Raw genomic sequence first — 18,283 nt, forward strand, 5'->3', positions numbered from 1 at the left:
TTGTGTACAATGAGAAATGGAAAAGGATGGATGCCTATGGATGCGTTACTCCGAACCCTGTTTCAATCCTTCGCCAAAAGCCAATCCGTGGGCCGCATGGCTCGCCGATACGGCCTCCGCTTCGGTGCCGGCCGGTTTGTGGCCGGGGAGACCATCGAAGGTGCGATCGATGCAGTGCGCGCGCTGAATGCGACCGGCCGAGAGGCCACCCTCGATCATCTCGGCGAATTCGTCTCCACGGAGGCCGAAGCTGAACTGTCTACGCGGATGTGCCTGAAGACGCTAGATGCCATCGCCGATGCCGGCGTTAAAGCCAACCTCTCGCTGAAGCTCACATCGCTGGGGCTTGGGATCAGTGAACAGATATGTCTGAACAACCTGACCACGATCTTGAACCGGGCTCGCTTGCACGGCTTGTTCGTACGCATCGATATGGAGGATTTTGCCCAATGTGAAAAAACGATCTCCCTCTACAAACGCCTGCGCGAGCAAATCGATAACGTAGGTATCGTCATCCAAGCTTATCTTTATCGCTCCCTAGACGACATCGCAGAGCTCAAGTCCTTGAAGCCCAACCTTCGCCTCGTTAAAGGGGCCTACAAGGAATCGCCTACGGTCGCCTATCCGGCCAAGCCGGACGTCGACGAAAATTTCAAACGCCTCATTTCTACCCACCTCAAGAACGGCGGTTATGCCGCCATTGCAACCCATGACTCCCAGATCATCGACTATGCCAAGCAAACGATTCAAGAATTCGCTGTTCCGCCTGACCGCTACGAATTTCAAATGCTGTATGGGATCCGCGAGGATTTGCAGCTTACGCTCGTCCACGAAGGTTATAGGGTGCGCGTGTACGTCCCTTTTGGCAGCGACTGGTTTGGTTACTTTATGCGCCGCCTCGCCGAGCGTCCCGCCAATGTGTGGTTTGTGTTGAAGAACTTATTTAAGTAATCCGAAAATCCACCCGCAAAGGAGCACGCCCTATGAGCACAATGGCAAAACTGGAGGATTTCCGCAACGAACCGTTTACTGACTTCCGTCAGAAGTCGGCCCTGCTGGCGATGGAGGAAGCAATCTCCCGCATGAAATCGGAAGAGCTGGGACGGGAGATCCCGTTGAGGATCGGCGGCAGAGATATTTTTACGGATGCAAAAATCCGCTCGATCAACCCCGGCAATCTCGATGAAACGATGGGATGGGTCAGCAAAGCCGATCGGGAGCTGGCCGAGCAAGCCATGCAGGCTGCTCTCGATACGTTTGAGTCATGGAAAAAGGTCACTCCCCGCGAACGCGCGCAGTACCTGCTGAAGGCCGCCGCGCTCATGACCGAGCGGAAACACGAGTTCTCCGCCATGATGGTCCTGGAAGCCGGCAAGAACTACGCGGAGGCCGACGCCGATACGGCGGAAGCGATCGACTTCCTGAATTTCTACGCGCGCGAAATGATCCGTCTGAGCGAGATCAACGAAACGATGCCGCTGACTCCGGTCCCTGGGGAGCATAATCGGTTGACCTACATCCCGCTGGGCGTGGGTGTCATCATTCCGCCTTGGAATTTCCCGCTGGCGATCTGCGTTGGAATGACCTCGGCGGCGATTGTTGCCGGGAATACCGTGCTGCTCAAGCCCGCCTCCAACACACCGGTCATTGCCTACAAGTTTGCCACTTTAATGGAGGAAGTCGGGTTACCGGCCGGGGTGCTGAACTTTATACCAGGCAGCGGCGCCGAGGTTGGCGATTATCTGACCACGCACCCAAAAACCCGGTTTGTCAGTTTCACCGGTTCGAAGGAGGTTGGGCTTCGCATCAGCAAATTGGCGGCTGAGACGGCCTCCGGGCAAATTTGGATCAAGCGGCTCGTCGCCGAAATGGGCGGGAAAGACGGCATCGTCGTCGATGAAACCGCGGACTTGGATGCGGCTACGCAGGCGATCGTCGCTTCGGCTTTTGGCTACCAGGGGCAAAAATGCTCCGCCGGTTCGCGTGCTTTAATCGTAGAGTCCGTCCATGACGAAGTCGTGGAGAAAGTCGTGCGATTAACGAAGCAGCTTGAGATCGGCTTACCCGAGGAGAATAAGGCGGTCGGACCGGTGATTGATGAAGCTTCCTTCCGAAAAATCCTCGATTACATCGAGATTGGCAAACAGGAAGGGCAGCTGCTCGCCGGGGGGCGGCAAGCCGAAGGCAACGGCTACTACATCGAGCCCACCGTATTCGCCGGCGTCGCTGGCAAGGCCCGTATCATGCAGGAGGAGATCTTCGGGCCCGTGCTGGCTATCGGTAAAGCGAAGGATTGGCGCGAGGCGATCGCGATGTACAACGACACCGAGTTTGGGCTGACGGGGGCGTTCTTTTCCCGGGAGGAGGACCGGATAGGTGAAGCGCTGGAAACGATGCACTGCGGCAACCTGTACATCAACCGCAAATGCACAGGGGCGTTGGTCGGCGCCCACCCGTTCGGCGGCTTTAATCTGTCGGGAACCGACTCGAAGGCCGGCGGCTACGACTACCTGCTGCTGTTCACCCAAGCCAAGCTGACTTCGCGCAAACTGTAGGAACCCCCTACTCACTAGCCGCTTACCCGGTGCCCCTGCTCTAACGCTGATGAGGAACGCTATTGTGGCAATTTCGGCCCAACAAATATTCTAACGACGCTGAGCCACGCTATTTCAGCGAAAACGCCTATATTCGCCTGCAAAACCGAGCAATAAGCTCTGTGATCAGCGTTAGAATCGAGAAGCGGCGATTTTAGCCGGTTTAAGGTTTGTGATAAGCGTTAGAGCTACAACGGCAAGTTAGCAAACCTAAGATTTATGGCAAGCGCTAGAGCTCCAACAGCGAGTTAGTAGACTTCATGGCAATGAGCTGTTTGCTGAACCACCTTAAAAATTGCCCCAACACGGGACGGAAGAAGGGTAACCCATGATCATGAACGGGAAACGCAAACTTTCGGAAAATACGGACGTCTTGACCGGCACCCAGCAGGTCATCCGGATGGCGCTGGAGACCATGAACGAGCCACCGGCCATGTTCGACCTGCTCAAGGAGCCGCTGCGGATGTTGACCGTGCGCATTCCGGTGAAGATGGACGATGGCTCGGTTCAAGTGTTTACCGGGTACCGCGCGCAGCACAATGACGCGATCGGGCCGACCAAAGGCGGCGTGCGGTTCCACCCCGATGTCACGGCCGAGGAAGTGAAGGCGTTGTCGATGTGGATGAGCATCAAGTGCGGCATCGTGGCGCTGCCCTACGGCGGCGGCAAAGGCGGGGTCGCCTGCGACCCGCGGACGATGTCGATGCGGGAACTCGAAGCGTTAAGCCGCGGGTATGTCCGGGCGATCAGCCAGATGGTTGGGCCGGCCAAGGATATCCCGGCGCCTGATGTGTACACCAACTCGCAGGTGATGGCCTGGATGATGGACGAGTATAGCCGGATCCGCGAATTCGATTCGCCTAGCTTCATTACCGGAAAACCGCTGGTGCTTGGCGGTTCCTATGGGCGGGAATCGTCGACGGCGCTCGGCGTGACCATCGTGCTGAAGGAGGCCGCAAAAATGGCCGGTATGGAGGTGAGCGGCTCGCGTATCATCATCCAGGGCTTCGGCAATGCCGGCAGCTACCTGGCGAAGTTTCTGCACGACGCCGGGGCGGTCATCGTTGGCATTGCCGATGCTCGAGGCGCGCTATACGATCCGAATGGGCTCGATATTCTCGAGCTGCTGGATCGGCGCGACTCTTTTGGCGCGGTAACCCACCTCTATCCTAACCGGATCACGAATCAGGAACTACTCGTGAAGGAATGCGATATCCTCGTACCCGCAGCGATCGAGAACCAGCTCACCGAGCAAAATGCCCCGAGCATCCAAGCGAAGCTGATCGTTGAGGCGGCCAATGGGCCAACGACCTATGCGGCAACCGAAATTTTGTCCAACCGCGGGGTTCTGATTGTGCCGGATGTCCTAGCGAGTGCGGGCGGCGTGGTCGTATCCTATTTTGAATGGGTGCAAAATAATCAGGGTTACTACTGGCCGCTTGAGGAAGTGAACGCGAAGCTGGAGCAACTGCTGGTGGACGCTTTTCACAAGGTCTATCAGACCTCGGCAACTCGCCGGGTGAACATGCGTCTCGCCGCGTATATCGTTGGGCTGAAGCGAATGACTGAAGCGGTTAAATGGCGGGGGTGGATTTAAGCAATGGCACGTACATTAATTATTATCCGGTTGGAGCTCGACCATAAGCAGGCTAGCTTCGGCGATGTTGCCGCTGCGGTGAGCGGTGCAGGAGGCGATATTACGTCGATCGATGTCATCTCCTCGGCCAAAGGGTCTTCGGTGCGCGACATTACCGTCGATACCGGAGATCGGGAGGAGACGGATTTCGTTAAGGCGCTGCGCAAGCTGCATGGCGTCCGGCTGATCAACGTCTCCGATCGCACGTTCCTCATGCATCTCGGCGGAAAGATCACGATTGAGCCAACGATGCCCATTCGTAACCGCGACGATCTGTCGCAGGTGTACACACCAGGGGTCGCCAAAGTCTGCACGGCAATCCACGAGAGCCAGAATAAGGCGTTCTCGCTGACGATCAAGCGCAACACCGTGGCGGTCATCACGGACGGCACTGCCGTGCTGGGGCTCGGCGATATTGGCCCGTACGCGGCTGCGCCGGTGATGGAGGGCAAGGCGATGCTGTTCAAGCAGCTCGCCGGGGTCGATGCGTTCCCTCTCTGCCTCGATACGAGCGATACGGAGGAGATCATTCGTACCATTAAAGCGGTTAGCCCGATTTTTGGCGGAATTAATCTGGAGGATATCAGCTCACCGCGGTGCTTCGAAATTGAGCAGCGGCTCGCGGAAGAGCTGGACATCCCAGTCTTCCATGACGATCAGCACGGAACGGCGGTTGTCGTGATCGCGGGGTTGATCAACGCGCTAAAGGTCATCGGTAAGTCGATCTCCGAAGTTCGGGTCGTGGTGAGCGGTGTCGGCGCAGCGGGTGTCTCCATATGCAAAATGCTGCTCGCCGCCGGCGTGACGAAGCTCGCCCCGGTGGACAAGGAGGGGGCGATTGTCCGAGGCGGAACGTACCGCTACCCGATGTGGCAATGGCTGGCCGAGCAGCCGCAGGTGGAAAGTCAGCCCGGCTCGCTGCAAGACATCCTGCCCGGTGCCGATGTGTTCATCGGCGTTTCGGCAGGCGGCCTGCTGAACGGTGAACACCTCCGGTCCATGAACGAGCAGCCCATCGTGTTTGCGCTCGCCAACCCGCAGCCCGAGGTGGATCCCGAGGTAGGGTTGGCGCATGCGGCCGTATTTGCGACCGGACGGAGTGATTACCCGAACCAGATCAACAACGTGCTCGTGTTCCCCGGCGTGTTCCGAGGCGCTTTGGATTGCCGGGCGCGTGTGGTCAACGAAGCGATGAAGCTGGCCGCCGCGGAGGCTATCGCCTCCGCCGTCACGGACGAAGAGCGGAATGAGCAATATATTATTCCGAGTATTTTTAATGATCAGGTCGTTCCGCTTGTGCGTAAAGCGGTCATTGAGGCGGCCATTGCCACTGGTGTGGCCCGGCGGGTTCCGCCGGATTTCCGATAACGATAGTTCGTTAGAGGCACCCTCTCCTTCTTCTTCCCCTTTATGCCCTTCTGCCTTTCGCAGTAGGGCTTTTTTAGCGCTCACAAATAGATGGATCAAAATTTGATTGCATGATTTCAAATTTAATATATATTATTTTTAGACAAATATTGAGACTTCATGGTAAATCTTCAGGGAATGAAAGGGGAGTATTAATGAACAAAAAGCTTTATATCAAAGTCATGGCCAGCGCCGCCTTGCTCAGTGCAATCGCGTTGCCTGCCCAAGCAGTAACTGACTTGACGGACATCAATGGTTCTTATGCGAAAGATGCCATTCAAGAACTGGTCAACGCGGGGATTCTTAACGGGAAAGGAGATGGGAAATTCGATCCCTCAGGGAAGATCGAGCGACAGGATTTCGCGATCATTCTTGCTAAAGCCCTGGGTTTGGAGTTGGATCAAGTCCCGGCATCTACGACATTTACGGATGTTCCTACAAGTCACTATGCATTTAATTATGTCGAAGCGGCTGCGAAAGCTGGCTTAATCACCGGTTATGGTAATGGTGTATTTGGGACTGGGAATAGTCTGTCGCGGCAGGATATGGCAGTCATTTTCGTGCGTGCCCTCGGTGTTGATGCCACCGGCAAGGGTGCCGACCTGGAGTTCTCCGATGCTGGCCAGATTGCTGATTATGCCAAGGACGCGGTTGCCGCAGCGGTAGAACTCGGTTTAATTGCAGGCGCTGGGAATGGTCAGTTTAACCCAACCGGAACGGCGGAAAGACAAGCCGTTGCCTTGGTCGCCAGCAACTTCCTGAAGAAATCGGAAGAAATCAAGAAGCAAAACGAAGGCGGCAATCCAGCTTCCCCGGGCGATACGCCCGCTCCAACCCAGCCGGACAAGCCTACGACACCGACGACACCGACGACTCCATCGACACCATCGACACCTAGTTCTGGAGGAAGCAGCGGCGGAGGAAGCAGTTCTCCTCAGCCTGATACGACTGCACCGACGGTGACACTCGTGTCTTCTTCGCCCGTTACGATCGGTGATACTGTGGTTGCCCGAAGCAGTGAGTCAGGTACGCTCTATCTCATTTCTGCGAACTACACGCCGCGGACGAAGTCAGAGTTGGATTCTCTCAGCTCCAACCGGGGTGTCGCTGCCGCTTCGGCCAATATCAACACAAATATTCCGACAACCGGACTGGCTACAGGCGATTATCGGATTTTTGCGGTTGATGCCGCAGGGAATGTATCCGCTCCCTCCTCTGGAATTGAACTTATTGAAGCTTCCTCCTCCTTAACCCTGTCACTGAAATCGGGAGCGAAGATTTGGCTGAACAGCGGAGCTACCCTTTTGGATCGTACATCTGACTCTTCTAGCCCAAACACTCGGAATATGAACAATTGGATTGAAATTACGAATGGATCAACCCCTTTGCAGATTGGTAACTATTTAGGCTCAAATTGCTTCACCGTTGTGGATTCAAATAACAATCCGGTAGCAAACCTTGTTATCGATTCATCAAGCGACTTGCTTCAATGGAGCGAAGATCCGAACAATTTAGGCCCCATCGTCATCCCCGTAGCGGCCGCGGATGAGCATAGTGTCGCCTCCCTTGATTTCACGCTCTGGGATAATCACGGAGGTAACTTAGGTAGTGTACAGGTTCCCATTATATTCGACAAAATCAAGCCAACCGTAACCGCTGCCACCTATACAGATGGATCGATCACCTTGACTTTCAGTGAAGACATGCCTATCGAGATTAATGCGCCGAGCATCACGTTGGATTATTCTGCAATCGGGGACTTCACCGATAGCGAGCCCTTCTCTTCTGAAGCCGCTTATACCGTAACCGTGTTGAATAGCAAGCAATTCCGGATTGACCTCACGCCTTCCGCCATTGCTAAGCTGACTTCCGTCGGAAAGTTCCGCATCCTTGCATTGGCACCAACCGATTATGCCGGCAATCCAATCGATCTAAACGGGGGCATCCAAATCCCATCTATTTAAGCCTCCCCCCGAGAACGGCCCCCGGCCGTTCTTTTTTTCTGCGCCGATAGGTTCTCGCCGACGAATGAAACCAAAATATGATATAACAATATTAATGTGTTTATTCGAAAATGACCCTTCAGGAAGTGAACCAGTGAGCATAGAGAAAAAACCGGGGAAACTGGTGCAACGGGTGTTGTTGTCCGTGGCGTACGCGATCATCCGGAGCCGTTCCCGGATCAAAATCGAGCGAAATGACACGGTGGGTCTGAAGCCGCCTTATCTGATTTTGGCGAACCATGTCACCAACTGGGACCCGCTGTACATCAACTGCTACGTGGATGAGCCCATCAGCTTTGTGGCCGGAGCGTCCCTGTTCCGCAACCCGATGCTCGCCAAGCTGCTGAATTATACCGGGGCGATCCCCAAAACCAAATATAAAAATGACACGCGAACGATCCGCGGCATGCTGAAGGCCAAGCAGCACGGACGGGTTATCGGCTTGTTCCCGGAAGGCAATCGGAACTGGGATGGGACGACGGAACCGTTGATTTTCTCCACTGCCAAGCTGGTAAAGCTGTTGGATCTTCCGGTGGTCGTCGCGACCATTTCCGGCGGGCATCTCTCGTTCCCTCGTTGGGCGGAGAGCCACCGCAGGGGACCCATTCGCTTATCCCTCGTGAAAAAATGGGAAGCCGGCACGTTCACGAACCACACGCCGGAGCAGATTCATGAGATGCTGACCGAGGCGTTGGCTCATGACGATGCGGAATGGCAGTCTCATACCGGAGCCGCTTATTACGGCAAAGCTCCGGCACATTATCTGGAGCGCCTGCTGTTTATCTGCCCGCACTGCGAGGCTCCAGGCCACCTCCGCTCCGAACAAGATCTGTTCGGCTGTACGGATTGCGGCTACACCGTGCGTTACACGCACCAGGGCAAGTTAGCCCCGTTCACCCACTCTTTACGTTTTTCAACTACGCGGGACTGGAACCGCTGGCAGCTGAAACGCCTGGAGCAAGCGATACAAGAACCGGGACATCTGGCAATCTGGGAGCAGGTCATGCGCGATCCCGTACATCTGTATGTTTCGGAAGGGGAGCTGCCCTTTCAATCGCTGGGAACGGGACAACTGCAATGGAGCGCAGATCAGGAAGCTGCCCTTTCCTTTCAGGGAGAGAGAGGGCAGACCTATTCCTTTCCGTTTGCCGAGTTGGAGGGCTTGAATGTGCAGCTTCACCACAAATTTGAATTTTACTTGGGGGACAAGCTGTACCGATTCTTGTTTTACCAACCGAGAACTTCAGCCTATAAATGGCTCAAATTTATTACCGCGCTGGTTCAGCGTACACCACGGCTCAACTAGGAGGTTCCCCATTGGATCATTCATGGTCTTTCGTGATCGACTTTACGCTTCTCTCTTTGCTGATGGTCGTGTCAGCCATCCTCAAGGCCCGTATTCCGCTGCTGCGCAAAATTATCGTGCCGACTTCTATGGTCGCCGGAATCCTCGGTCTGATCGTCGGCCCGGAGCTGCTCGGCTGGCTTCGATTTGATATCGACCGCCTGGGTCAGCTCGTCTACCACCTAATGGCGATCGGCTTCATTGCGCTCTCCCTCAAAGAGCGAGAGGTGTCCAACAGTCCGGCGGTCATGAAATCCGGCATGTTAATCGTATCAACGTACCTCATTCAAGGATTGGTGGGGTTCGGGCTCTTCCTGCTGCTGACGGAATTCTTCTATCCCGGCATGTTCCCAGGTATCGGCCTGCTGCTTCCTCTGGGCTACGGGCAAGGTCCGGGACAAGCCTATTCGATCGGCAGCCGCTGGGAGGCGCTCGGACTCGAAGGCGGCGGAAACCTTGGCCTGACGATTGCCGGGTTCGGCTTTATTTGGGCGGTCATTCCGGGGATCATCCTGATGAATTACTTGATCCGCCATCCCAAATACAAGCAGAATGCCTTCCATTCCCGCAAAGAACGAACCGAGGTCACGGAAAAGTCGGAGGAAGGCGAAATTCCGCTCAGCGACGCGATTGACAAGCTGACGTACCAAATCGCGCTCATCGGCTTCATTTATCTCGTCACCTACTTGACGATACGCGGGCTCGAAGCGGTGTTGACGCCTCTTGGAACGTACGGCGAGACGCTGGCCCAACTGCTGATCGGCTTCCACTTCCTGATCGGCAGCCTTTATGCGATGTTGTTCCGGTGGATCCTGAATCGCTGGAAGCGAGCGGGCTTCCAATTGGAGCATTCGCCCAACAACTACCTGTTGCAGCGGATCTCCGGGTTCTCTTTCGATTACATGATCGCCGCTTCGATCGCCGCGATCTCGATTTACTCGCTGAAGCAATACCTGACGCCGGTGCTCATCCTGACGACCGTAGGCGGGTTAATCACCGTGTGGTTTATGGTGTGGTTAGTGCCGCGTGTACTGCCGGAGGATAAGCTGCCGAATATCCTCGGTTTCTACGGGATGCTGACCGGAACGATCTCCACGGGCCTCGCGCTTGTCAAAGCCGTCGATCCGAAATTCCAGTCGAATACGACCGATAATTTGGTTATGGGCAGCGCAACCGCGATTATGTTTGGGTTCCCGCTGCTGCTGATTTTGAACATCCCGATCGTCGGGTACCTGCAACAGCAGCCGGTGATGTACTTATACACCTTCGCCGCACTGTTCTTGTATTTCGCCGTCCTGTTAGGCATACTGCTTTATCGATCCCGAAAAACATCGGCTTAAGCCAAGCTCACAAATGAATAATCCCCGCCCTCTTTACCATAGAGAGCGGGGATTTTTGATGTCGTGTTATTTCACCGGTTTGGAGATATTGGCTTTACGGAACCCTTGGTAACTGTCGAGCGCCGCAGCTAACAGATAGGCGAACAACGCCAACCACATGACCCATTCGGAATTGAAGCCGGACACGCCTAAGGATTGCGGACCGAAGATCTCCTCCATTTTCGTAACAAAACCCGGGGCAAGCAGTTCGGCATTGCGAATCATCACCCCGAACACAACTGCGGAGAGGACATGATTCGCCACGTTGAAAAACGCGATGGGTACGGTCCATTGGGAGACAACCCATTTATAGATCGCCAAGGCGACATCGAGAACTAGAATGAGTACGATAAACGGCCAATAGGATAGCAGCACTTCCTGATTAAAGACTGGCGTTGTCATTTCAAACCGGCCGTTCTCATACACGCCTATCAGCCTATCCGCATTAAAATACACGCACCCCCAGATCGCCGTCCACATGAGGTTGAAGAAAACCTCGCTTTTCTTGATCACTTTCTCCTTAGGGACATAGCGGGCATCCTTCAAATCATCCGGCGTCCAAGCCTTGAATTTGCCGTTCAGCGGCAATTCCTTGCCGGTTCCCGTACGTTCTAGAATGACAAACACCAGGGTAATCCAAAATACGGTCTGTACACCTATGCCAAGCACCGTCTGTATGGCCTTGCTGAGCAAGCTCGCCGCGGCATCCACCGGAGCCACTTCACCTGAATACGTGATGATTTGGTTCGCAATCAACGAAAGGAGGGCAATAACGACCGCAATCGGGATAACCATTTTCATCACTTGAACATAGGAATCAAAATATCGCGGCCCGATCAGATACGCTGGCTGATCCCGGTACTGTGCGGCCAGCGCCGCCGGATCTCCTAATTGGCTTAACGCCTCCTTCACTTCGGCTTCGCCGTAATCCTCCGGCAGCATATCCTCGATCGTGGAGCGCAGCTCCAGCGCGATGTCTCCCCGGCTCTGTTCCGGCAACCGGCGAGTAACTTCGTAAATGTAAAGCTCAATCAGTTCCGACTGACTCATCATCCTTCTCCCCCTTTAACAATGTGTACAGCTCTTGGGAGGTCTTCTCCCATTCCTGCTTCAACTGCTCGAAAATCTCCAAACCAAATGCGCTCAGCACATAATAGCGGCGCGGTCGGCTCTCTGACGTGTCCCAACTGCTGGTCACCAGCTCCTGCTTCTCCAACCGGCGCAGCAGCGGGTAAAGTGTGCTTTGATCAATGACGATCCCTGACTGCTCCAACCGTTGAACCAACGAATACCCATATTGCGGCGTCCGTAATTGGCTTAGCACGGCCAAGGTCAACGTTCCGCGACGGAGCTCTGTGATCAATGAATTCAGTAAGGCGTTCATCCTTTCACCTCATTGTCTGATCCTATTTGTCGTATACTGTGTGTCATACAATATGTTTTATACTATGCATCATACACTATTGTTTATTCGCCAGCAATAGGCAACAAACAATATTAACAAAAAAAATCCCCGCCTCCTTCCGAGGCAGGGATTCCAGAATGTTCAAGAGATACAAACTTCATACCCGTATTATTCGTTCAAAAAGGTAGTTACGCGGTTCTGAATCAGCTTGGCGGCTTCCTCTGCGGATTTCTGCCCGCTAAAGTAAGCTAACGACTCCTCGCCTACGATAGCGATCACTTTCCCGTCAAGCTGCGAGAATTGGTCGACCGTATCCAGCATCTGCCCGAACCGGACGAATTCTTCATCCTCCGCCTGCACGGTTGTTCCGTCAGGCAGCTTGTAGCTGCCGTCCGCGACTTGCTTCTGGATCTCGTCCAACTTCTCTTCGTTCACCGATTTCAGCAGCGAAAATCCACTGTGCTCCGGCAACTTTTGTACCTCCTCCGATAAGAGGAAGCTAATCAACTTCCACGCTTCGTCCGGAACCGCTGTGTTCGCGCGGATGCCAAACTGGGAGGAGGGTACGATCCGCATCGTGCCCGATTGTTCCGGTTGATGCGGCTTCTGCATCAGCATCGGATGCTCGAAGTACATATGCGGCACCTTAATCACGTCAGCCGGCTCGAATAACACGGTGGAATAAAACAATTGCTTCCCGGGGCCGGCCGATTCGGCGGTCATCACGCCATCGTCGTACATTTGCTTGACTTGGTGCAGCAGGGCCACAAATTCCGGGGAATCGAATTTGGCTTGCTTGGCTGTCGTATCCACATAGGTCTCATAGTTATCTACCGTCATCTCCTGCATCAGCATATCCGGCGGATACTCCGCCATCGCAACCCCTTTGTCCTTCCCCTGCGTCAGCGTCTTCGCTTTCTCAGCAAAATCCTGCCAAGTCCACGTTTTTTCCGCAATGCCGGCGTCTTTCAATACTTGGCCGTCAGCGATAAATGCCCGCAGCGAGTATCCGCCTGGGATGGCGTACAACCCGCCGTTCACCCTGGTGGCCTCCAAGATATTCACTTGAAGATTCTCCTTCTGAATCGACGTATCCTCGCTAAGCAGGGAATCCATGTCCTGTAGTTGACCTTTGGCGACATAATCACCGATCGGCAGGCTGTTCATCTCAATGACGTCCGGCCCCTGCCCCGAGAGCAGCGCCGTATTGATCGATTTCTTGTACTCCTCCATCTCTCCGGGTTTCCACTGTTCCCCAGCCTGTTTGTAGGCTTGGACGGTTAAATCAATATCCGGGTATTTCGCTTCGAACTTTCGTTCCAACGCCTCGTAAAACGGGGTTGCCTCCTGTACCGATAAGATAAGGGCGGCTTTCCCTCCTTCCGAAGCCGTCTTCCCCCCGGCGCTCTCCGTCCCGGAGCCGCAAGCGGTTAATGCGATCATTATCATGATTGCCAATCCTATTGTCATTCCCATCCGTTTCTGCATGGGTCAAGCCTCCCTAGATCAAATTTATTGCAAACGAACCCGGTTCCCATCCTGCAGCGGTTCACTGCTTTCCAGAATAATTAGATCCCCCTCATACAGGCGATCCGCCGGAATCATCGTTTCTTCTTCATTCCCTGCGCTTGCTTCAATCGTCACCTTACGAGCGATAAACTCGTTACCCAAGGCCCCGCGCCGCTCCTCCACCTTGAAAATAAACCGCGTATCGCCGTCGCGATGAATCGCTTCGTTCGGAAGGAGCCAACCTTGGTCCGCGGAAGTCTGATCCAGCTTGATCGAGACCTGCTCACCCCCTTTCAGTACGGGATCGGCCACCTGGACGCGCAGCCGTTTCAGCGGAACCGCCGCCGTCGTTCCGGCAGGATCCTCCGCTGATCCGGCGATACGTGATCCTGCGTCAGCGATTTCCTCAACCGTTCCATTTAGCGTACGGGCGGGTTGATCGCCTGAGGCGGCAACCGCGACCTCAAGCGTCTGCCCGGTCGCAACCTGCAGGCGGCCGATCAGCTCGGCATCGCCGGTCATCTCCAAGCGGTAGCCCGCGATGTCGCTCGATACGACCACGTCCGGTTGTCCGGCCGAAGCCAAACCCTCTACCGCATTCACTTTTGCAACGACTCCATCAAACGGGGCGACGAGCTCGCGCTGGCGGTCGAGTTGCTCCTTTAGGCCCTCGATTTTTCGCTCCTGCATGGAGAGATCCAGCTTGCGCGTTTCCAGCTCGCGTTTCGCTTCCCGAAGACCGGTCTCGTCACCGCCAACCGTGGCCTCAATGAACTGGTCCTGGATCGTCTGCAGCGCAATCCGCTGCTTCTTGAGTTGATCCGACTCGTCTTCCAGCTCCCGCTCAGCAGCGGCGCTGTCGTATAGTAGCAGCGGTTGACCTTTCTTCACGCGGGCTCCTTCCTTCACAAGCACCTTCCGAACCTTCCAGCCTGCTGGATTAGGAAGATCCGCCTGCTTGGCCGGCTGCAATACGCCGCTGGCTTCCAGCTTGTAGGTAAGTCCGCCGAGCTTGGCTTGGCCCGTCCGGACCTTCGGTAGCGTCACCGATTGCAGCGTATTGCTGAACAAGGTGAAGAACAGCAGTCCTCCCATCAGAGCCATAAAGGCGATTAAAATCATCTTTTTCCTATTGCGATCGGTTTGTTCTTTCGTAAGCTCCATGACGTAAGCTTCTCCTCCTTACCCCTTGATCCCGGACAGCTGCACGCCTTCGATGAAATACGTCTCGGCATAAAGGAACAGCAGCACCATCGGCGACATGTACAACATCGAAGCAGCAAAAGCTGTCCCCCACTCGCCGCTTAACCTCGACAAGAAAACCGATAAAGGCTGCTGGAGCGGATCCAAGAAAACTAACGGCTGCTCGACCATATTCCAATAATCCACGAACAGCAAAATCACCAGCGCGGCGAGACCCGGCTTGACCATCGGAAGGATGATCGTCAGAAAGATCCGCGGATGGCCGGCACCGTCCATCTTGGCGGCTTCGATATAGGCGTACGGGATATGCAGCATGAACTGGCGCAGCATAAAGACCCCAAATGCGGCGAAAATCCCCGGCAAAATCACCGCTCCCGAATGGTGCAGCAGCCCCAGCTTATCGGCCATGAGATAGTTAGGGACCAGCGTGACCTGAAAGGGCATCAACATCGACAGCAAATACACCAGAAACACCGCGTCGCGACCGCGAAACCGCAATTTCGAAAGCGCGTAAGCCGCCATCGCGGCCACCGCCGTTTGTCCGGCGATGATCGGCAGCACCAGGCCCACGGAATGCCAAAACATCAGCAAATAGTTGGGGGTATGTACCAACAGTTGACCATATTGCTCCAATGTGATCTGGTCCGGCACCCATTTCAAATTGACGAAGGTATCGGCCCCGGTTGAGGTCGCCTCCGTCAATTTCCCGATATTGCCGTAATCGATGACCAGCTCCTGTTCGCTCATCAGCGAGTTGGTGAACGTAATGATGATCGGGAACAGCAGCATCGCAGCGACTAGACTCATCCCCCCGGTTAACAACACCTTACGTATCGTTTGGAACGCCTGCACGTCCTGCACCTCCTAAATATGCGCGTTATTGTCGGCTTTGCAGGACCGAGACGCTTCGTCCTAAAAAGCCGACCTTCTATTCCATGAATTGTCGGTATCGGCGTTCTAGCCCGAACAAGCCCAGGACGATCGCCAGGATGGCGGCAACCATTAACACCGCCGCAGCCGTCAGCTTCTGAATGTCCATCGAAACAAACATATTGTTCATGTAATGCTGCAGCATGTAGATGCTGTCGTGCGGATAATCGCCTGCAAGCAAATACGTCTCCCGGAATACCTTAAACGAGTTGATAATGGACATGATGACCACGAAGAACGTGGTGGTCGTCAAATAAACGAGCGTGATGCCGAAGAATCGGCGGATCGGCCCTGCGCCTTCGACCTGTGCCGTTTCGTAGTAGTCCTTCGGAATCTGCTGCAGGCCGGCCAGAAACAAAATCACGTTATAGCCGATGTTCTTCCACAAATACACCACGATGACGACATACCGGGCGGCCCCGGTCTTCATCCAGTCCACGCGCTCCATCCCGAAGCGGCTGAGGGCATAATTCAGCACGCCGTTCCAGTCAAAGATCATCTGCCAGATGAGGATGACCGACGCCACCGGCACAACCAGTGGGAGCACGTACGAAGTGCGCAGCCACTTCCGCAGGTAGATCTGCCGATTTAACAACAGTGCGAGAATCAAGGACAACACCAGCATCAAGGGGACGCCAAGCGCGCTGAAATAAAGCGTGTTGGCCGCTGCCTTCCGGAACGAATCGCTGGCTAGAAGCTCGCGGTAATTCGCCAATCCGGCGAAGCCTCCGCCGGGGATGCCGCTCTGGAAGGAATACAAGAAACTCATCCCAAACGGGATCAGATAGAAGACCCCGAACCCGGCCACGCTCGGCGCCAGGAACAACCCGGCTGCGGCGGAATCCCCGCGTCGCCACCTCGCGAATCCCGAGGAGGCTTGGCTTTTTGGCGCACGCAAAAAAACCCACTTTTTCATTTTCCAATCCTCCTGCCGTTCTTGCTCTTAAGCATAAGGCGGACTGTTAAAATCAAAAGTGGGGTAAACCTAAACTTTTTCTTAAGTCAGCTTTTCATGACGAAGCGGTTCATGAGATCCAAGCTTCGGCAAACGCACCTCGAACTCCGTGCGGATCAGATCGCTTTGCACCGAGATCGTGCCTTCATGCTGCTCCACGATATTCTTGGCGATGAACAGGCCAAGCCCGGTGCTGCCTTCCTGGTGCGTGCGCGCCCGATCGCCGGTGAAGAACATGTCGAACACGTGAGGCAGCTCGTCCGGCGGAATGGAATCCCCATAGTTGGTGACGCGCACGACAACCTCTTCCCCGTCCAGCGCCACGCGGACGTCGAGGTATTCACCGTCTTTGCCGTAACGGACGGCATTGGACAGCAGGTTCTCGAAGACGCGGGCGAGCAGATCGCCGTCGCCAGAGATCATCAGTTGCGGCTCCGTCTCCAGACGGGCGGTCAGCTGATTTTTTTCAAATACCGGGTACATCTCTTCGGTCAATTGAGTCAGCAGCTCGCTCAAGTCCAGCGGCCGGCGGTGGATACTCAGCTTGCCGTAATTCATCCGTGTGATTTCGAACAGCTCGTCGATCAGCTTCTCCAGCCGTTGCGATTTGGTGTAAGCAATCGTCGTGTAATGCTTCATCTGCTCGGCGGTTAAATCCTTGCCCTGCAAGATGAAGTCCAGATATCCGATAACGGAGGTTAGCGGGGTTCGCAGATCATGGGCTAAGTTCAGCACCAATTGTTCCTTACTGTTCTCGGCAAAATCCCCCCGTTCCACCGCCTGCTGCAGCTTCTCGCTGGCCAGGTTAATGTCCCGTGCAATCTCTCCGAACTCGTCGCCGGAAGGAACATGGACCCGATTCGTGAAATCTCCTCCCGCCAGTTGGTTGATGCCCCGGGAAATCTCCCGAAAGTAAGCGACGTAACGCCGGGTAAGCAGATAGAAGTATAAGAACGAGAGCGGGATGAAAATAATCAAAAATACGTTGATGTCGCCGATCTCACGCATGATCCGACGGACATCATACAGCGGGTCCTCGCGAAGCAGCGTGTGGTAGTACCCCCGCAGTGCCAGGTAAATCAGAAAGGTCGTCCCGGCGGAGAGTAGCATGCTCAGCCCAAACAACCGGATCATTTGGAAGCGGAAGCTGCGAAACTTCGGTTTATCCATGTGGTTATCCATTGAACGTATACCCTACTCCCCAGACGGTTTTGATCAACTTGTTCTTGTGCTGATCTTCGCCCAGCTTCTTGCGCAGAGTCCGGATATGCACCATGACCGTATTCCCGCCTTCATAATATGCCTCGCCCCAGACCTTCTCAAAAATATGCTCCGAGCTGAACACCTTCTTCGGATGGCTGGCGAGCAGCACCAAAATATCGAACTCCTTTGGCGTAAGTTCCACCGGTTCGCCGTACAGGAACACCGTTCGCTGCTCGGGGTGGATCACGAGCCCTCCGGCCTCCAGCACCGGCTCGTCCACCTGAGCGGCGACCGAGGGATTCAACTGAATAAAACGCCGCAGTTGGGCGTTCACCCGGGCCACCAGCTCCATCGGATTAAACGGCTTAGTCATGTAATCGTCCGCCCCGCGAACCAGGCCGGTGATTTTATCAAGATCGGTTGCTTTGGCGCTTAGGAAAATAATCGGGAGATGATGCTGTTCGCGGATTTGCCGGGTCACTTCGTACCCGTCGATCTTCGGCATCATAATATCCAAGATGGCCAGATCCACGGACTGTGTCCGGATGACATCCAGCGCCTCCTGTCCGTCGGCCGCTTTGATGCAGCGGTATCCTTCCCGGGCCAGGTGCAGTTCAATCAAGTCGGCGATTTCCGCTTCGTCGTCTGCAATCAATACCGTGATGGGTTTCATCGATCCATCGCTCCTTTTCATGGACAGCATAACCGATGACG

General features: G+C 54.9%; 15 protein-coding genes. 7 read left to right on the forward strand and 8 right to left on the reverse strand.

Annotated features, from left to right (window positions below; all coding sequences use genetic code 11):
- Window positions 1–36 precede the first annotated feature (36 nt).
- From KJS42_RS06350 to KJS42_RS06380, 7 genes are all read left to right on the forward strand, one after another.
- The gene (locus KJS42_RS06350; RefSeq protein WP_213622337.1) at window positions 37–951 is read left to right on the forward strand and encodes a proline dehydrogenase family protein; all 915 of its coding nucleotides are present in this window, start codon (window positions 37–39) and stop codon (window positions 949–951) included.
- Between the two features lie 32 nt (window positions 952–983).
- The gene (gene pruA, locus KJS42_RS06355; RefSeq protein ID WP_213622338.1) at window positions 984–2,555 is read left to right on the forward strand and encodes an L-glutamate gamma-semialdehyde dehydrogenase; all 1,572 of its coding nucleotides are present in this window, start codon (window positions 984–986) and stop codon (window positions 2,553–2,555) included.
- Between the two features lie 367 nt (window positions 2,556–2,922).
- Window positions 2,923–4,191 carry a Glu/Leu/Phe/Val family dehydrogenase gene (locus KJS42_RS06360; protein ID WP_213622339.1) on the forward strand — a complete coding sequence of 423 codons (1,269 nt, stop codon included), beginning with the start codon at window positions 2,923–2,925 and terminating at the stop codon, window positions 4,189–4,191.
- 3 nt (window positions 4,192–4,194) lie between these two features.
- On the forward strand, window positions 4,195–5,598 hold the full coding sequence (locus KJS42_RS06365; protein WP_155604764.1) for an NAD-dependent malic enzyme: 1,404 nt from the start codon (window positions 4,195–4,197) through the stop codon (window positions 5,596–5,598).
- 194 nt (window positions 5,599–5,792) lie between these two features.
- Entirely contained in the window at window positions 5,793–7,601 is a 1,809-nt protein-coding gene (locus tag KJS42_RS06370) for an S-layer homology domain-containing protein (protein WP_213622340.1), read from the forward strand.
- Window positions 7,602–7,734: 133 nt separating this feature from the next.
- On the forward strand, window positions 7,735–8,946 hold the full coding sequence (locus KJS42_RS06375; RefSeq protein WP_213622341.1) for a lysophospholipid acyltransferase family protein: 1,212 nt from the start codon (window positions 7,735–7,737) through the stop codon (window positions 8,944–8,946).
- 11 nt (window positions 8,947–8,957) lie between these two features.
- Entirely contained in the window at window positions 8,958–10,325 is a 1,368-nt protein-coding gene (locus KJS42_RS06380; RefSeq protein ID WP_155604761.1) for a sodium/glutamate symporter family protein, read from the forward strand.
- Window positions 10,326–10,391: 66 nt separating this feature from the next.
- On the opposite strand, the gene KJS42_RS06385 is transcribed toward KJS42_RS06380, so the two are convergent.
- The 8 genes from KJS42_RS06385 to KJS42_RS06420 form a co-directional block, all read right to left on the reverse strand.
- Complete coding sequence (locus KJS42_RS06385; RefSeq protein WP_213622342.1) at window positions 10,392–11,414, reverse strand: HAAS signaling domain-containing protein; 1,023 nt, start codon at window positions 11,412–11,414, stop codon at window positions 10,392–10,394.
- Complete coding sequence (locus KJS42_RS06390) at window positions 11,392–11,748, reverse strand: PadR family transcriptional regulator (RefSeq protein WP_155604759.1); 357 nt, start codon at window positions 11,746–11,748, stop codon at window positions 11,392–11,394. The genes KJS42_RS06385 and KJS42_RS06390 overlap by 23 nt, the downstream gene beginning before the upstream one ends.
- 189 nt (window positions 11,749–11,937) lie before the next feature.
- Window positions 11,938–13,257 (reverse strand): ABC transporter substrate-binding protein, encoded by a 1,320-nt coding sequence (locus tag KJS42_RS06395; RefSeq protein WP_213622343.1) that lies wholly within the window; start codon window positions 13,255–13,257, stop codon window positions 11,938–11,940.
- A 24-nt stretch (window positions 13,258–13,281) separates the two neighbouring features.
- The gene (locus KJS42_RS06400) at window positions 13,282–14,442 is read right to left on the reverse strand and encodes an efflux RND transporter periplasmic adaptor subunit (protein ID WP_213622344.1); all 1,161 of its coding nucleotides are present in this window, start codon (window positions 14,440–14,442) and stop codon (window positions 13,282–13,284) included.
- Window positions 14,443–14,460: 18 nt separating this feature from the next.
- Window positions 14,461–15,333 carry a carbohydrate ABC transporter permease gene (locus KJS42_RS06405; protein WP_483311271.1) on the reverse strand — a complete coding sequence of 291 codons (873 nt, stop codon included), beginning with the start codon at window positions 15,331–15,333 and terminating at the stop codon, window positions 14,461–14,463.
- 76 nt (window positions 15,334–15,409) lie between these two features.
- The gene (locus KJS42_RS06410) at window positions 15,410–16,327 is read right to left on the reverse strand and encodes a carbohydrate ABC transporter permease (RefSeq protein ID WP_213622345.1); all 918 of its coding nucleotides are present in this window, start codon (window positions 16,325–16,327) and stop codon (window positions 15,410–15,412) included.
- 81 nt (window positions 16,328–16,408) lie between these two features.
- On the reverse strand, window positions 16,409–17,548 hold the full coding sequence (locus tag KJS42_RS06415; RefSeq protein WP_244868398.1) for a sensor histidine kinase: 1,140 nt from the start codon (window positions 17,546–17,548) through the stop codon (window positions 16,409–16,411).
- Window positions 17,541–18,242 (reverse strand): response regulator transcription factor, encoded by a 702-nt coding sequence (locus KJS42_RS06420; protein ID WP_193416955.1) that lies wholly within the window; start codon window positions 18,240–18,242, stop codon window positions 17,541–17,543. Before KJS42_RS06420 ends, KJS42_RS06415 begins: the two co-directional genes overlap by 8 nt.
- Between the last annotated feature and the right edge of the window lie 41 nt (window positions 18,243–18,283).

The sequence above is a fragment of the Paenibacillus sp. J53TS2 genome, assembly GCF_018403305.1.
GTDB lineage: Bacteria > Bacillota > Bacilli > Paenibacillales > Paenibacillaceae > Fontibacillus > Fontibacillus rhizolycopersici.

Bases quoted from the DNA above. Each gene is read 5' to 3' on its own strand.
- KJS42_RS06370 (WP_213622340.1), top strand. From the start codon at position 5,793: ATGAACAAAAAGCTTTATATCAAAGTCATGGCCAGCGCCGCCTTGCTC.
- KJS42_RS06390 (WP_155604759.1), bottom strand. From the start codon at position 11,748: ATGAACGCCTTACTGAATTCATTGATCACAGAGCTCCGTCGCGGAACG.
- KJS42_RS06415 (WP_244868398.1), bottom strand. From the start codon at position 17,548: ATGGATAACCACATGGATAAACCGAAGTTTCGCAGCTTCCGCTTCCAA.
- pruA (WP_213622338.1), top strand. From the start codon at position 984: ATGAGCACAATGGCAAAACTGGAGGATTTCCGCAACGAACCGTTTACT.
- KJS42_RS06395 (WP_213622343.1), bottom strand. From the start codon at position 13,257: ATGCAGAAACGGATGGGAATGACAATAGGATTGGCAATCATGATAATG.
- KJS42_RS06400 (WP_213622344.1), bottom strand. From the start codon at position 14,442: ATGGAGCTTACGAAAGAACAAACCGATCGCAATAGGAAAAAGATGATT.
- KJS42_RS06410 (WP_213622345.1), bottom strand. From the start codon at position 16,327: ATGAAAAAGTGGGTTTTTTTGCGTGCGCCAAAAAGCCAAGCCTCCTCG.
- KJS42_RS06365 (WP_155604764.1), top strand. From the start codon at position 4,195: ATGGCACGTACATTAATTATTATCCGGTTGGAGCTCGACCATAAGCAG.
- KJS42_RS06385 (WP_213622342.1), bottom strand. From the start codon at position 11,414: ATGAGTCAGTCGGAACTGATTGAGCTTTACATTTACGAAGTTACTCGC.
- KJS42_RS06360 (WP_213622339.1), top strand. From the start codon at position 2,923: ATGATCATGAACGGGAAACGCAAACTTTCGGAAAATACGGACGTCTTG.
- KJS42_RS06420 (WP_193416955.1), bottom strand. From the start codon at position 18,242: ATGAAACCCATCACGGTATTGATTGCAGACGACGAAGCGGAAATCGCC.
- KJS42_RS06350 (WP_213622337.1), top strand. From the start codon at position 37: ATGGATGCGTTACTCCGAACCCTGTTTCAATCCTTCGCCAAAAGCCAA.